The following is a 14761-nucleotide window of genomic DNA, read 5'->3' as shown; positions in this document are numbered from 1 at the left end:
TGGGGCGTACCCTCCTCGCTCTGGGGGGGGTTGGTGGGGGGGGGGGGGGGGGGGGGGGCGGGGCCCCCCCGCCGCCCGCCCCCCCCCCCACCAGTGGGTCAGCTGTTGTAGGCGCGGCGCTTGTCCTCGCTGCTGCCCTTGCCTTGACCCTCGGTGAGGACGACCACGTCGCCGATCTCGACCATCAGCTCGTCGTCCGTCGGCTCGACGGTGTGCTGCTCGACCATGAGCTGCCCTCTCTCTGTGACATTGAATGTGCTGCCCGGTCTGCGACTGGCAGGACCGGACCCGGGCACCCCGGGGTGGGGGCCGGTCTCCCGCCCTTGCAGGACGGGGAGTATCAAGTGGTGCCGCCCGACAGCGGCTGATCAGCGTGCGGGCGTTGATATCGGCGGCTGTATCCGTGGGCGGCGACGTCCGGACAGCCGACGGGCAATCGCGCTGACCGTGTGGCGGGGCCGGGCCGACATCTGACGTCGGGCCATCGGTTCTGCGGGTAGTTCCAGCTCGGCCCAGACCTTCTTTCCTCGATCAGGGGCAGAACCTCACGGGTGATCTGACAACAAGTCAACATGTGTGTACCGGCTGTGAACACGGTAGAGAGGTCATTGATGTCTGAAACCCTTGAAACGTGGCCCGGAGGCGGCACTGATGGCAATCGGACGGGCAGCGAACCAGAGACTGGCCGGGCTGATGGCCGAGTGCCGGTGGTCGAGCAACGGGGAGTTCGCCCGCGCGGTCAATCGGGCGGGCACTGAGGCCGGCCTGAAGCTGAAGTACGACGAGTCAGCCGTATCCCACTGGCTCTCGGGAACCCGTCCTATGGCGAAGTACCAGCCGGTGGTCCTGGAAGCCCTGAGCCGTCGTCTCGGACGACCCGTCACCGCTTTCGTCGCAGGCTTTGCCGATGGGCCTGATGCTCGGCCCGGGTCCACCGATACGGTGGCGGGACTGATCGACCTCGGGAGTGCCGACATGGATCCATCGCGCAGGGGAGTGCTCGGAGCGGGCCTGTACTCGGTTGCACTCACCGTTCCCGGTTGGCCCGACGTCGTAGGGCGGTTCGAGCGGATCAGGGCCGATCCGCACAGCAGGATCGGCAGGGGCGAGGTCGAGTCCGTCATCGCCATGACCGAGCGCATCAGCGAGATCGACGACCAGTTCGGCGGCCGGACCGCCCGACCGATGGCGGCCGCGTTCCTGGTCAACAACATCGCCCCGTACCTTCGGGCGACCGCCTCCGAACCGGTGCGCAGGGCGATGCTCTCGGCGGCCGCCGACCACCTCTACCTGACCGGCTACATGGCCGTGGACGAGCGCCTGGACACGCTTGGCCAGAGGTACTACACGAAGGCGTTGGAACTCTCCCTCGCAGCCGGAGATCACCTCACCTACTGCACCACTCTGCGTGGCATGAGCGTGCAGGCCGTCGAACTCGGCCACGGTGCCGCGGCCCTGCGGTACGCCGAAGCCGCGTCGACAGCCTCACCCCAGGCGGGACCGAGGATGCGCGCGTTCCTGGCAGGCCAGCAGGCCCACGCCCTCGCGCAGACCGGTGAGCGTGTCGCTTCGCTGGCGATGCTCCACGTGGCCGAGGTCGCCATGGAGCAGGCCGAGTCGAAGGCCAAGGCCCATGGTTCCTACGACCCCGCGTCCCTTGCCTACCACGTCGCTCAGGTCAACTTCGAGCTGGGCGACCGCGACGGGGCGATCCGCGCGCTCCAACGCTCCGAGAAGGTCCGGCCCCTCGCGTACCGGCGGGCGCGCGTCCGCCACCGGGCGATGCTCGCCGAGTGGCAGGTCGAGGCCGGCCGACTTGAGGAAGGCGTCCGGAACTGGCATCTGGCGCTGGACGACTACCCCCAGGTCCAGTCCGGCCGCGCGGACGATCGCTTTCGTGCGATGGTCGTAGCCACCAAGCCCCACACCCGCAACTACCATGTCCGTGAACTGCTCGACCGAGCCGGGCCGATGGCGGCGGGTCGATAGGGTCTGTTGCGGGAGTGCAGGTTTCGCGGTTCCCGGAGGCCGCCGACCCGGGGCGGATGCTGCCGGTGATGGTCCACGTGCTGGGCGCCGTCACCGAGTTGCGCCGCGCGCTGCCCGGAGCGGAGTGGCGTGTGCACATGGACGACCTCGACGTCCCGTGGGACGAGCAGGACGGCTACGCCTTCCCCGGCATGCACGACGCGGATCTCGCAGCCGCCTTCGGCGACTTCTGACGGCCGCTCCTGCGGTGTCGGGGAGGGTTCCCCGACACCGCAGGGCGCGCGACGCGGAGCGGGCCGTCAGCCGGTGAGGCGGTCGGCGGCCTCGTCCTCGCTCAGGGCCTCGATCTCGGCGATCAGCAGGTCCTCGACGCGGGCGGCGAGGGCGGCTGCGGTGGAGAGTTCGAAGGCGTCGCGGATCGGTACCTCCAGGCCGACCCCGGCGCGGATGCGGGCGACGACCCGGGTCACCAGGAGCGAGTCCCCGCCGAGGGTGAAGAAGTCGTCGAGCACCCCGACCCGGGGCAGGCCGAGGACCTCCTGCCAGAGCTGCGTGACGAGGTGTTCGGCGTCGGTGCGCGGGGCCAGGTACTCGGTCCCCGCGGTCGGGTCGGGGGCGGGGAGGGCGGCGGTGTCCAGCTTGCCGTTCAGGGTCAGCGGCAACCGGTCGAGCAGGACGACGGTGTCCGGGACGGCGTAGGCGGGCAGGCGCCGGGCGAGGTGTTCGCGCAGGGCGCCCGGTGCCGGCTCGGCGCCGGACGCGGGGACGGCGTAGGCGACCAGACGACGGCCGGCCAGGACGACGGCCGCCGCCCGGGCGACCTCCGGGTGGTCGGCCAGGGCGGCCTCGATCTCGGCCGGTTCGATCCGGTAGCCGCGCAGCTTGACCTGCTCGTCCGTGCGGCCGAGGTACTCCAACCGCCCGTCGGAGCGCCAGCGGGCACGGTCCCCGGTGCGGTACATCCGCGTCCCGGTGAACGGGTCGGGGCGGAAGGCTGCGTCGGTGAGGTCGGGGCGGCCCAGGTAGCCGCGGGCGAGGCCGGTGCCGCCGATGTGGAGCTCGCCCTCGGAGCCGCGGGGGAGCAGGGCGCCGCGCTCGTCGAGCACGTACAGCCGCACCCCCGGCAGGGGCCGGCCGAGCGGCGGGCGCCGGGCGGCGTCCGGGGCGGTGAGGTCGCCGGCGGTGGCGATGACGGTGGCCTCGGTCGGGCCGTAGGTGTTGACCAGCCGGACGGTGTCGCCGTGCCGGTCCCGCCAGCGTCCGACGGCGTCGGCGCGGGCCTCGGAGCCGCCGAGCACCACCAGGCGCAGGGCGGCCGGCCACGGGGTCTCGCCGTCGAGCGAGACCAGCTCCTCCCAGTACGCGGTCGGCAGGTCGAGCACGGTGACGGACGGCCCGTGCGGTCCGCGCAGCAGCTCGGGCAGGGTGCGTCCGCCACCGGGCAGCAGCACGACGCACGCGCCGGTGGCGAGCGCCGGCCACACCTCCTCGGCGTGGGTGTCGAACCCGATCGAGGCGAACTGGACGATCCGGTCGGCGGGCGTGAGCCGGTAGCCGTCGGGCCCCGCCATCCAGTCGACCCGGGCGGCGAGGGCCGCGTGGTCGACGGCCACCGCCTTGGGGGTGCCGGTGGACCCGGACGTGTAGAGGACGTACGCGAGCCCGGCCCGCTCGTCGCCGGGGGCGGGGTCGGAGACCGGCCGGACGCGGAGTCCGTCGCCGTCCTCGTCGGTCAGCAGGAGGACGGCGCCCGATTCGCGGAGCATCAGCCGCCGCCGCTCCTCCGGGTGGGCCGGGTCGAGCGGGAGGTAGCCGGCGCCGGCCTTCCAGACCGCCAGCAGCGCGACCACGAGGTCGAAGGACGGCGCGATCCGCACCGCCACCAGCTGCCCGGCGACCGGGCCGAGCCGGCCGGCCAACTCGTCGGCCAGGCGGTTCAGTTCGGCGTAGGAGAGGGTGTGGCCCCCGCACTCCAGCGCCGGCGCGTCCGGCGCGGTGGCGACCCGCTCGGCGAACCGCTCCAGGACCGGCGGCACCGGTCCGGACGCCGGCCCGGTGCCGAGCGCGAGCAGCTCGGCGCGTTCGTCCGCGCCGATCAGCCAGTCGCCGTGCAGCGGCAGCACCGCGTCCTCGACCACGGCGACGAGCAGGGCCCGGCACCGGTCGCCGAGCGCCGTGACGGTGGCCTCGTCGAAGACCTCCCGGTCGAAGCAGAAGGAGAGCGTCAGCCCGCCGTCCGGGGTGCGCCAGCTGTCGAGCAGCAGGTCGGTCTTGGCGCGTTCGAACCCGGAGTCCATCGAGGCGGTACGCACCCCGGCCGGCAGGTCGGACCCGCCGTCGCCCCCGGCCAGGTCGTACTGGCTCTGGTGGACGAACACCGCCTGGTAGAGCGGCGCCGCGCCGGCCTCCGCGGGCAGGCCCAGGTGGGCGGCGAGCCGTTCGACCGGCACGTCCTGGTGGCTCAGCGCGCCCAGGGTGGCGGCCCGGGCCCGGTGCAGCACCGTCCGGAAGTCCGGCTCCCCGGTGAGGTCCGCGCGGATCACGCCCGTCCGGGTGAAGTAGCCGACCAGCGCCTCCTGGGCGGCCTCGGTGCGGCCCGCCAGCGGGGTGCCGACCAGGAAGTCTCCGGTGCCGGTCCAGCGGGCCAGCACGCACTGGTAGGCGGCCAGCAGCACCATGAACGGGGTGCAGCGCTCCCGGCGCGCCAGCGCGTCCAGGGCGGCGGTGAGGCCGGGGTCCAGGCTCACCGTGGCGAACCCCGCCGGGTGCAGCGGCTCGGCCGGACGGGGACGGTCCAGGGGGAGCCGCAGCCGGCCGGTGCCGGCCAGCTTCTCGGCCCAGTAGCGGAAGGCCGCCTCGGCCCCGCCGTTCGCCGCGCGGTCCTGCTCGGCCCGGGCGACGTCGCCGTACCGCAGGCCGAGCGGTGCCAGGCCGGCCGGCCCCTCGCCGGTCTCCTCCCGGTAGAGGGCGAGCAGCTCGCTCCAGAGGATCCGGAACGACCAGCCGTCCGACACGATGTGGTGCACCACCACGGCCAGCGCGTGCTCGTCGGGCCCGGACGAGATCAGGACGGCGCGCAGCGGCGGGCGGGCGGCCAGGTCGAACGGCGCGTTGACGGCCGGACGGCAGGCCTCGGTGAAGTCCCGCTCCCCGGCGCCGGGCGCCAGCTCGACCAGGTCGAGCGGGACCGGCGCGGGCGGCTCGACGAGCTGGACGGGCGCCTCGCCGTCGAGGGCGAAGCGGGTGCGCAGGGTCTCGTGCCGGTCCGTCAGCCGGGTGAGCGCGGCGCGCAGCGCCTCCCGGTCGAGCGGGCCGCTCCAGCGGCGGCAGAGGTACATGTTGAAGCCCGCGTCGGCGGGGTGGAGCTGCTGGAGGAACCAGAGGCGCCGCTGCTCCTCGGTGAGCGGGTGGGCCGCCCCGGTGGGGCGGTCGGCGCCGGTCGTGCGGTCGGTGGGAGTCATCGGGCGGCGGCCTCGGTTCCGGTACGGCGCGCGGCCGCGACGGCTGCGGGCGAGGTGAGGACGGGAGCGGGGGCTGGTGCGGTGCCGGGTGCGGCGTCGGTCGCGACGGTGCCGGGTGCGACGGCGTCGGCGCGGCCCGAGAGGGTGGCGAGACCGATCAGGTCGTCGGGCTCGGCGTCCGGGACGTCGCGGTCGAAGTGCCGCAGGGCCGGGACGGCCAGGCAGACCAGCACGAGCAGGGCCATGGCCAGGCCGAACAGCAGGTAGAGGAGACCGATGCCGCGTCCCTCGCCGGTGCCGATCAGCCGTCCCACGGTGCCCGCGAGCGGGCCGTCCTCGTCGACCCACGGCTGGACCAGGCGGGGGCCGAGCGGAGCCACCAGGGCGAAGCCGACCGGCAGGGTGGACCAGGCGACCATGGTGTTCACCGCGATCACGCGGCCGTGGAACCGGAGCGGCACCTTGGTCTGGACGATGGTCGCGTAGACGCCGTTGACCAGGCCGAGTCCGTAGGCCATGCCGAACGCGCCGATCGAGACCGTGAGGACCGAGGGCCGCAGGCCGGTCACCAGGCAGGCGACGGCCAGGCCGAGGGTCGCGACCAGGACGCCGCGCAGCCGCAGCCGTCGGGGACCGCCCCAGACGAGCAGGGTCAGGCCGCCCAGGACGGCGCCCAGGCCGGCCGCGACGGAGACCCAGCCGGCCGCCGCGAGCGGGGCGAAGGAGAGCACCAGCGGGGTGGTGAGCAGGAACAGCGGCGAGAGGAAGATGTTGAGCACCGCGAAGAACAGCAGCATCGCGCGGAAGTGCCGGCTGCCGAGCGCACGCCGGAACCCGGCGCGGATCTCGGCGGCGACGCTCTCCCGCCGCCGCGCGGCCATCACGTCCGGGAAGCGCACGGCGAGGGTGACCGCGGTGGCCACGACGTAGCTGGCGACGTCGAGCGCGAGGATGCCGCCGAGGCCGAGCACGGAGAGCAGGCCGACCGCGAACAGCGGCACCAGGAACTGGGCGAGTCCGAAGGCCATCTGGACGATGCCGTTGGCCCGGCCGAGGAAACGTTTCGGTACGAGCTGCGGGACGGCGGAGTTCCAGGCGAGCCGCTGGAACGTGAGCGCTGTGGAGAGGAGCGCGATCAGCACGTACGCGTGCCAGACCTCCAGACCGTCGGTCAGGTACAGCAGCAGCATCACCGCCTGGGTGAGGCCGGCCGCCACGTCGCCGTACAGCATGATCCGGCGCCGGTCGCCGCGGTCCACGACGGCGCCGGCGATCGGCGCGGCCAGGATGCCGGGCACCAGCCCGCAGGCGGCCAACAGGCCGAACTGGGCGAGCGATCCGGTGGTCAGGTAGATCCACACCGGCAGGGCGAACTCGGTGAGCGCGGAGCCGATCATGGAGATCTGCTGGCCGGCGGCGACGCCGAGGAACCGCCGCATGGTCGGCCGGGTCGACGGCGCCTTCGGGCCCCGGGAGGCAGGCGAGGTGCCCGCGGCGTTCGGCGAGGCGTCCGGGACGCCGACCGGCTGCTCCGCCCCGTCCCGGGAGAGCCCGGCCAGCCACCAGGTGGCGCCCTCGCTCCGCCGGTGCCGTTCCTCCTCGCCGGCCGCCACCGAGCGGTGCACGGTGGTCAGGATCTCGGCGAGCTCGGCGGCCCGGTACTTGAGGTAGAAGTGGCCGGCCTCGTCGAGCACCACCACGCCGGTGGTGTCGCTGAGACGGTGCCACTCCCGGTACCGCTCCTCGTAGAACTCGGTGGCCGGGTCCCGGTCACCGCAGACGGCGATCACCGGTGCGGCGATCCGGCCGTCCTCGCTCTCGAAGAGCCGGGTGAAGTACTGCTCGGCCTCCTTGGTGCCGATCCGGCGGTTGCCGACCATCAGGCGCAGCTGCTCGGTCCCGACCTCGTCGGTGTCCAGACCGGCCGCCGCCAGGGCGTTGATCATGCCCTGGTCGCTGCGGAGCCGGTCGGCGACCCTGGCCCACCACTCGCCCACGGCGGCGCCGCGTCCGCGCGGCCGGGCGAACGGGAAGATCCCGCCGAGGTGGACGGCCTCGATCTCCCGTCCGGCCGCCTCCACCCGCCGGGCGATCTCCACGGCCAACCGGACGCCGACGCCGCAGTGGCCGTAGAGGACGATCCGCCCTTCCACGGTGTCGACGATCTCCTGCGCGCAGAGGGCGGCCACCTCGTCGATGTCCATCGCCTCCTCGCCCAGCTCGTGGCCGGGCACGGCGAGCGAGTGCAGTGCCCAGTCGGCGGGCAGGGCGTCGGCGAGCGGCTTGTAGATGAGCGCGCTGCCGCCGCCGTACGGGGTGCAGACGATGCTGGCGGTCGTCCGCCGGCCCGCCGGGGTGAGCCGGTGCAGCAGGCTGCGCGGTCCGCGGTCCGCGTGCGGGTCGCTGAGCAGGGCGGCGAGGCGCCGGACGGTCGGGTACTTGAAGAGGTCCATCACCCCGACCGGGGTGGGCAGTTCGGGGTAGGTGCGGCGCAGCCGGGCGACCACCTGGGTGGCGAGCAGCGAGTGGCCGCCGAGTTCGAAGAAGTCGTCCAGCGCCCCGACCCGCGGGACGGCCAGGAGTTCGGCCCAGAGTCCGGCGAGGTACCGCTCCTCCTCGCCCTCCGGTTCGACGTACTCGCCGGTGGCGGCGGGCTCCTCGGGCTCGGGCAGCGAGCGCCGGTCGACCTTCCCGTGGGCCAGCAGCGGCAGCCGGTCGAGGACGACGAAGCGGGCCGGGACCATGTAGTCGGGGAGGACCTCGGCGAGGGCCTCGCGCAGGTCGGCGGGTGCCGGGGCGGGACCGCCCCCCGGGTGTTCGAGGTAGCCGACCAGGGCCTGGCGCAGCCCTTCGCCGCGGGCCAGCACGACGGCCTGGGTGATGCCGGGCAGGGCGGTGAGGGCGGCCTCGATCTCCCCGGGCTCCACCCGGTAGCCGCGGACCTTGATCTGGTCGTCGGCGCGCCCCAGGTAGTCGAGGGTGCCGTCGGGCCGCCAGCGGGCGAGGTCGCCGGTGCGGTAGAGCCGGTCGCCGGTCGCGCCGAACGGGTCGTCGACGAACCGCTCGGCGGTGAGGTCCGGGCGGCCCAGGTAGCCGCGGGCGAGCCGGTCGCCGCCGAGGTACAGCTCGCCGGTGACGCCGGGCGGCACCGGTTGCAGCGTCTCGTCCAGGACGTGGCAGCGGGCGCCGGCGAGCGGGGCGCCGATGGGGGTGCTGCCCGGGCCGTGGGCGCCGGCGGTGACCTCGTGGACGGTGACGCCGACGGTCGCCTCGGTGGGGCCGTAGTGGTTGAAGACGGCGCACCGGCCGAGGGCGGCCAGCTCGGCGGCCCACGGCCAGGCCGAGGCCTCCCCGCCGAGCACCAGCGCCCGGCGCGGCAGCAGCCGCTCCATGGGGGCGTCGGCGCCGAGCGCGGCCAGGTGGGAGGGGGTCATCTTGAGGTAGTCGAGTTCCAGCGCCTCGATCTGGTCGGCGAGTTCGGCGCCGGCGATCCGGCGCGGCAGGAGGTGGACCCGGCCGCCGGTGGTCAGGGCGAGGTAGAGCATGGTGATGCTGAAGTCGAAGGACAGCGACTGGAGCAGCCCGTACGCGGCGCCCGGCTCGATCCGCAGCCGTTCCCGCACGCCGGCCAGGTAGTTGAGGATCTGGCGGTGCTGGACGGCGACGCCCTTGGGTGCGCCGGTCGAGCCCGAGGTGTAGATCACGTAGGCCAGGTGGTCCGGGCCGGAGACCTCGTCGAGCGGTTCGGCGTCCGGGGCGAGCGGATCGGGGCCGGGCGCGGCGCCGTCGGCCGGTCCGGTGTCGAGCAGCAGTTCGGCGCCCGCGTACCCGGGGAACCGCTCCCGCAGCACCGAGTCGGTGACCAGGACCCGCACCTCGGCGTCGGCCACCAGGTGGGCGAGCCGGGCGGGCGGCTGCTCCGGGTCCAGCGGCAGGTAGGAGCCGCCGGACTTCAGGACGCCGACCAGGGCCGCCGCCAGCTCGGGGGACTGCTCCAGGCAGACCGCGACCCGGTCGTCCGGGCCGACGCCGAGTGCCCGCAGGCGGCGGGCGAGGCCGGTGGCGCGCTGCTCCAGCTCGCGGTAGTCGACGGTGCGGTCCTCGAACACCAGGGCCGGGCGCTCGGGGTGGGCCCGCGCGGTGGCGGCGAGCAGCGCGGTCAGCGTGCCGGGGGCGGTGGCACCGCTGTCGGCGCCGGTTCCGGCGGCGGGGACGGGCAGCGGCGGGCCGGCGGCCCAGGTCTCCAGGACGTCCCGCCGCTCGCCGGGGGTGAGCAGCGGCAGCCGGGAGACCGGCCGGCCCGGGTCGGCCGAGGCCGCCGCGACCAGCAGTTCGAAACGCTCGACCAGCCGCCGGACGGTGGCCGCGTCGAAGAGGTCGGTGCGGTAGGTGAGCAGCCCGTACAGGCCGCCGTCGGACTTCTCCCGCATGTAGAGCGCGAGGTCGGTGCGGGTGGTGGCGGCCTCGTGGCCGAAGCTCTCGCCGGTCAGCGCACCGGTGGCGGAGCCGGTGGCGGCGTCGGCGCCGGTACCGGCGCTGCGGTCGCCGTAGTTCTGGAAGGCGAAGGTGACCTGGAAGACGGCGGACCGGCTGACGTCGCGCTCGATCTCCAGGTCGGCCACCATCTGCTCGAACGGCACCTCCTGGTGGGTGTACGCGTCGAGGGTGGTCTCGCGGACCCGGCCGAGCAGCTCGCCGAAGGTCGGGTCGCCCTCCAACCGGGCCCGGATCGGCAGCATGTTGACGAACAGGCCGACGACGTCCTCCAGTTCGCGGTGGAGCCGGCCGGCGACCGCCGAGCCGACCGCGAAGTCCCGCCGTCCGGAGTGCCGGCCGAGCAACACCTGTAGGGCGGCCATCAGCACCATGTAGGCGGACGCGTTCGACGACCGGGCCAACTCCTTGACGCCGTTGCCGAGTTCGGTGCCCCAGTGGAATTCCAGGGCGGCCCCGTCGAAGGTGAGCACCGGCGGGCGCGGCCGGTCGGTGGGCAGGTCGAGTGCGGGGACGTCCCGGAGTGCGGTCCGCCAGTACGCGCGGGAGGAGGCCAGCGCGTCGCCGTTCAGGCGCTCGCGCTGCCAGTGTGCGTAGTCGCCGAACCGGACGGCGGGGGCGGCCAGGTTGTCCGGGGTGCCGTGGGCGTGCCGGGCGTAGAGCGCGTCCAGCTCGCGGTGGAGGATGTCGAGGGACCAGCCGTCACTGACGATGTGGTGCATGACCAGCGCGAGCACGTGCTCCTCGGCCGCGGTGCGGACCAGCAGGGCGCGCAGCAGCGGACCGTTGGTCAGGTCGAACGGCTCCCCGACCAGGGCGGCGAGCTCGTCGGCGGCCTGCCCGGCCGGGTCCGGTGCGGCGCAGGCGTCGACGAACCGGACCGGGCAGGGGGCCGGTTCGGCGACTCGGACCTCCGCGGTGCCCTCGGGGGTGCTCGGGAAGGTCATCCGCAGCGCCTCGTGGCGGGCGACGAGGTCGGTCAGGGCGGCGTCCAGCGCCGGACGGTCGAGCGGGCCGTGCAGCCGGCGGGCCGGCGCCAGGGTGAAGGCGGTGGACTGCGGGGCGAACTGGTCCATGAACCAGAGCCGTTCCTGCCCGCTGGAGAGCGGGGGCACGGTGTCGGACGGCCGGGCGGGCACGGTTCTGGCGGGGGCCGAGGCGGCGCGCAGCCGCTGGGCGAGCAGCGCGCGCTTGGTCGCGGACAGCCCGGTGGCAGGGTCCTGGGTGTCGGTCATCGGTGTTCCATTTCGGCGCACGTCGGTGGCGGAGGTGCCGGTGGGGCGGATCCGTCGCGGGAAGGGGAGGGCGGCGCGCGGTGGAGCGCGCGCCGCCCGGGAAGGTCAGCGCAGTTCGCGGACGGCCGCGGCGATGCCGAGCGGGGTGGGGGTCGCGAAGAAGACGTCGAAGTCGAGCTCGACGCCGAGCAGGTCGCGGATCCTGGCGGTGATCTGAATGATCGTCAGGGAGTGGCCGCCGAGTTCGAACAGATCCTCCTCGGGCCCCAGGTCGGGCAGCCCGAGGACCTCGGCCCAGACGCCGAGGACGGCCGTGAGCACCTCGTCGCGCTCCTCGGACCCTGCTCCCTCGGCCGTGCCCGCGGCCCCGGCGGGCGTGCCGACCGGCACCGGCGGGACGGGCAGGGCCCGGCGGTCCAGCTTGCCGTTGGGCGTCAGGGGCAGCCGGTCGAGCACCGCGAAGCGCTGGGGGACCGCGGCGGCGGGCAGCAGCCTCTGGAGGAAGGCTCGCAGCTCGGCGGTATCGGGCGCGGTGTCGGGGGCGGTGTCCGGGGTTGCGGCGTCCGGGGCGGCGGTCCCGGACGCGGGGACGAGGTAGCCGGCCACGAACGGCTCGCCGTCGTCCCCCTGGCGGACGGCCGCGGCGGCCTCGGCGACGCCGGGGTGGGCCAGCAGCGCCGCCTCGATCTCGCCGAGCTCGATCCGGTGGCCGCGGATCTTGACCTGGTCGTCGAGCCGCCCGAGGAACTCCAGCTCGCCGTCGGCGGTCCAGGCCGCGAGGTCCCCGGTCCGGTACAGCCGGCCGCCGGTGCCGGAGGTGCGGGCGGCATCGAACGGGTCCTCGACGAAGCGTTCGGCGGTCAGCCCGGGGCGGCCGAGGTAGCCCTCGGCCACCCCGTCCCCGCCGAGGTGCAGCTCGCCCGGCACGCCGATCGGGAGCGGCCTGCGCCGCCGGTCCAGCACGTAGGCCCGGGTGTTGGCGATCGGCCGGCCGATCCGGACGGCCTCCGGACCGGCGGGTATCTCGGCGCAGGTCGACCAGATGGTGGTCTCGGTCGGCCCGTAGACGTTGAACAGGCGGTCCGTGCCCGCCCGGAGGTCCCGGGCCAGCGGCAGCGGCAGGGCCTCCCCGCCGGCCAGGCCGGTCAGGCCGGACGGCAGCGGTCCGGCGCCGAGCAGGACCCGCCAGCCCGAGGGGGTGGCCTGGACGTGGGTGACGCCCTCGCGCTCGATCAGGGCCCGCAGACCCGGTCCGTCGACGGCGAGGCCGTCCGGCGCCAGCACCAGCCGCCCGCCGGTGACCAGCGGCAGCAGCAGTTCGAGGGCGGAGATGTCGAACGAGAGGGAGGTGAGGCCGAGCCAGACGTCCCGGGGCGCGGAGCCGAGCCGGTCGGCGAAGGCCGAGAGCAGGTTGACCAGCGCGCGGTGGCCGATCTCGACGCCCTTGGGGCGGCCGGTGGAGCCGGAGGTGTAGAGCACGTAGGCGAGTCGGCCCGGCGCGGTTCCGCCGTCCGTGGCCGCCCCGCCGGCCGGGCGTGCGGGGTCGGCGCCGGCGCCGGGCGCGGACGCGGCGTCGGCCGGCCGGAGCACCCGGGGTGCCGCTGCCGCGACCTCGGGGGCCGGTTCGCGGTCGGCCAGGAGCAGGACGGCGCCGGAGTCGGCCAGGACGAACGCGAGCCGCTCGGCCGGGTAGCCGGGGTCGAGCGGCAGGTAGCCGGCGCCGACCGCGTGCACGGCGAGCAGGGCGGCGGGCAGGTCGGCGGTGCGGCTCAGGTGCAACCCGACCAGGTCGTCCCGGCCGACGCCCGCGGCGGACAGGGCGTCGGCCAGCCGGTCGGCGCGCCGCAGGAGCTCCCGGTAGGTCAGGCGTTCCACGCCGGCCACCACGGCGACGGCGTCCGGCGTGGCGGCGGCGCGCTCGCGGACCAGGTCGAGCACGGTCCGGTCGGCGGGGTAGGCGCAGGCGGTCTCGTTCCACCCGGTGGTGACGAGGTGTTCCTCGGAGGCGTCGAGCAGCGGCAGGTCGCCGAGCACGGTGGCGGGGTCGGCCGTGGCGCCGGCGAGCAGGCCGGCCAGGTGTCCGGCGATCCGCCGGGCGGCGTGCGGTGCGAGGACGGCCGGGTCGTACTGGAGGGAGAACACGACGGCCTCGGCGTCCTCGACCGCCTGGAGGTGGAGCGTGTTGCGGGACGCGTGGTGGAACACCGTCCAGTCGATCCGGGTGGCGCTGCCCGGGAAGACCGGGTCGGCGGCGGTGCGCCGGCGGTAGCCGAACGACACCGGCGCCAGCCCGACCCGGGGGGTGAGCCCGGGCACGGCCTCGCCGAACGGGACGGCGCGGTGGGCGGAGGTCAGCCGGACCTCGGCGCGGACGGCCTGCGCGTACTGCGCGAACGTGCTCTCCTCGCCGGCGTCGGCCGGGGCGTACACCGGCAGCTCGTTGACGAAGACGCCGATCTCGCCGGGCCGGTCCGGACGGCGGGTGGCGAAGGGGACGGCGACCGGCACCGACTCGCCGCCGTAGCGCCGGAGCAGGCCGTGCAGGGCGGCGAGCAGGAACTCGAAGACGGTGACCCCGCTGTCGCGCGCGGCGTCGGCCAGGGCGGCGCGGCCGGGGCCGTCGAGCCGCCAGGTGACGGCCTCGCCGGGCCCGGCGTCGGTGGTGGCCCGCGGGCCGTGGGGCAGGACCGGCTCGGTGGCGGCGGCCCAGCGGGGGCCGTGGAACGCGGCGGCCCGACGGACGAGGTCGGGGTCGGGGCCGGCCGGAGCCCCGTCGGCGACCGCGGCGGCGTCGGCCGTGCCGGGGCCTTCCGAACCGGTGCCGGCGGCCGGGCCGGGCGCCCCGCCGTGCCGGGCGGCGTGCTCGGCGGTGTAGGCGGCGGCGAGGTCGGCGGCCAGCACGTCCTTGGAGTTGCCGTCGAACACCGCGTGGTGGGCCACCACCAGCAGCTCCGCCGCGCCGTCGGGCCGCCGGTGCAGGGTGAAGCGCGCGAGCGGTCCGGTGGCGAGGTCGAACGGGAGGGTGATCTCCTCGGTCAGCCGCTTGGCCAGGCCGTCACGGGTGTCGGCCGTCGTGTCGACGACGGTGAGGGCGGGCGGGCTCGCGGCCGGGACCAGTCGGACCAGGCCGTCCCGCTCGACCAGGGCGGAGGCGAGGGCCGGACGGCGGCCGACGGTGGCGGTGACCGCCCGTTCCAGGGCGCCGGTGTCGACCCGGTCGAAGGAGAACCGCAGCGCGAGGTGGAAGGTCTCCGGCGTGCGGGTCAGCCGGCTGGTCAGCCAGATCCCGTGCTGGGCCGGGGAGGCGGGGCGCCCGGTCGGTGCCGGGGTGTGCGCCGTTCTCGCGGGTTCCTCCGAGGTGGCGACAGGGCCGGGTGCGGCGGGGGAGTCGGACATGGCGTGCTCGATTCGGGAGTCGGAGACGGAGCTGCGTGACACGCGTCCGAGCGGGGCCGCGACGGTGCGGCCCGGGTGGACGGCGCGGCTGCCGAGTGGTGCCCGGCCCGCTCCTCGGACCGGTCGGCAGGCCGCTGTGGCAAGGCCGACCCGACTCCCAGGTTTCCCCCCTGATGCGTCAGGCGG

The 14761-nt window shown here is 75.2% G+C and carries 6 protein-coding genes; 2 read left to right on the top strand and 4 right to left on the bottom strand.

Annotated features, from left to right (window positions below):
• Positions 1-98 precede the first annotated feature (98 nt).
• Positions 99-227: an albusnodin family lasso peptide gene (locus tag ACFWIC_RS04885; protein ID WP_329951189.1), complete on the bottom strand. Its 129-nt coding sequence runs from the start codon at positions 225-227 to the stop codon at positions 99-101.
• A gap of 424 nt (positions 228-651) precedes the next feature.
• On the opposite strand from ACFWIC_RS04885, the gene ACFWIC_RS04880 reads away from it, so the two are divergent.
• Both ACFWIC_RS04880 and ACFWIC_RS04875 read left to right on the top strand, forming a co-directional pair.
• Positions 652-1989: a tetratricopeptide repeat protein gene (locus tag ACFWIC_RS04880; RefSeq protein ID WP_380515850.1), complete on the top strand. Its 1338-nt coding sequence runs from the start codon at positions 652-654 to the stop codon at positions 1987-1989.
• A gap of 14 nt (positions 1990-2003) precedes the next feature.
• On the top strand, positions 2004-2222 hold the full coding sequence (locus ACFWIC_RS04875) for a hypothetical protein (RefSeq protein ID WP_380515847.1): 219 nt from the start codon (positions 2004-2006) through the stop codon (positions 2220-2222).
• 66 nt (positions 2223-2288) lie between these two features.
• Here ACFWIC_RS04875 and ACFWIC_RS04870 read toward each other — a convergent pair whose 3' ends face one another.
• The 3 genes from ACFWIC_RS04870 to ACFWIC_RS04860 form a co-directional block, all read right to left on the bottom strand.
• Positions 2289-5450 carry an amino acid adenylation domain-containing protein gene (locus tag ACFWIC_RS04870; RefSeq protein WP_380515844.1) on the bottom strand — a complete coding sequence of 1054 codons (3162 nt, stop codon included), beginning with the start codon at positions 5448-5450 and terminating at the stop codon, positions 2289-2291.
• Positions 5447-11179 carry an amino acid adenylation domain-containing protein gene (locus ACFWIC_RS04865; RefSeq protein WP_380515841.1) on the bottom strand — a complete coding sequence of 1911 codons (5733 nt, stop codon included), beginning with the start codon at positions 11177-11179 and terminating at the stop codon, positions 5447-5449. The genes ACFWIC_RS04870 and ACFWIC_RS04865 overlap by 4 nt, the downstream gene beginning before the upstream one ends.
• Before the next feature lie 105 nt (positions 11180-11284).
• The gene (locus ACFWIC_RS04860; protein WP_380515838.1) at positions 11285-14575 is read right to left on the bottom strand and encodes an amino acid adenylation domain-containing protein; all 3291 of its coding nucleotides are present in this window, start codon (positions 14573-14575) and stop codon (positions 11285-11287) included.
• Between the last annotated feature and the right edge of the window lie 186 nt (positions 14576-14761).

The sequence above is a fragment of the Kitasatospora sp. NPDC127035 genome, assembly GCF_042726075.1.
In the GTDB taxonomy this organism is placed as follows: domain Bacteria; phylum Actinomycetota; class Actinomycetes; order Streptomycetales; family Streptomycetaceae; genus Kitasatospora.
Note: the sequence above shows the minus strand (reverse complement) of the source record. Positions and strands in the feature narration are given on the sequence as shown.

Bases quoted from the DNA above. Each gene is read 5' to 3' on its own strand.
- ACFWIC_RS04885 (WP_329951189.1), bottom strand. From the start codon at position 227: ATGGTCGAGCAGCACACCGTCGAGCCGACGGACGACGAGCTGATGGTC.
- ACFWIC_RS04880 (WP_380515850.1), top strand. From the start codon at position 652: ATGGCAATCGGACGGGCAGCGAACCAGAGACTGGCCGGGCTGATGGCC.
- ACFWIC_RS04870 (WP_380515844.1), bottom strand. From the start codon at position 5,450: ATGACTCCCACCGACCGCACGACCGGCGCCGACCGCCCCACCGGGGCG.
- ACFWIC_RS04865 (WP_380515841.1), bottom strand. From the start codon at position 11,179: ATGACCGACACCCAGGACCCTGCCACCGGGCTGTCCGCGACCAAGCGC.
- ACFWIC_RS04860 (WP_380515838.1), bottom strand. From the start codon at position 14,575: ATGTCCGACTCCCCCGCCGCACCCGGCCCTGTCGCCACCTCGGAGGAA.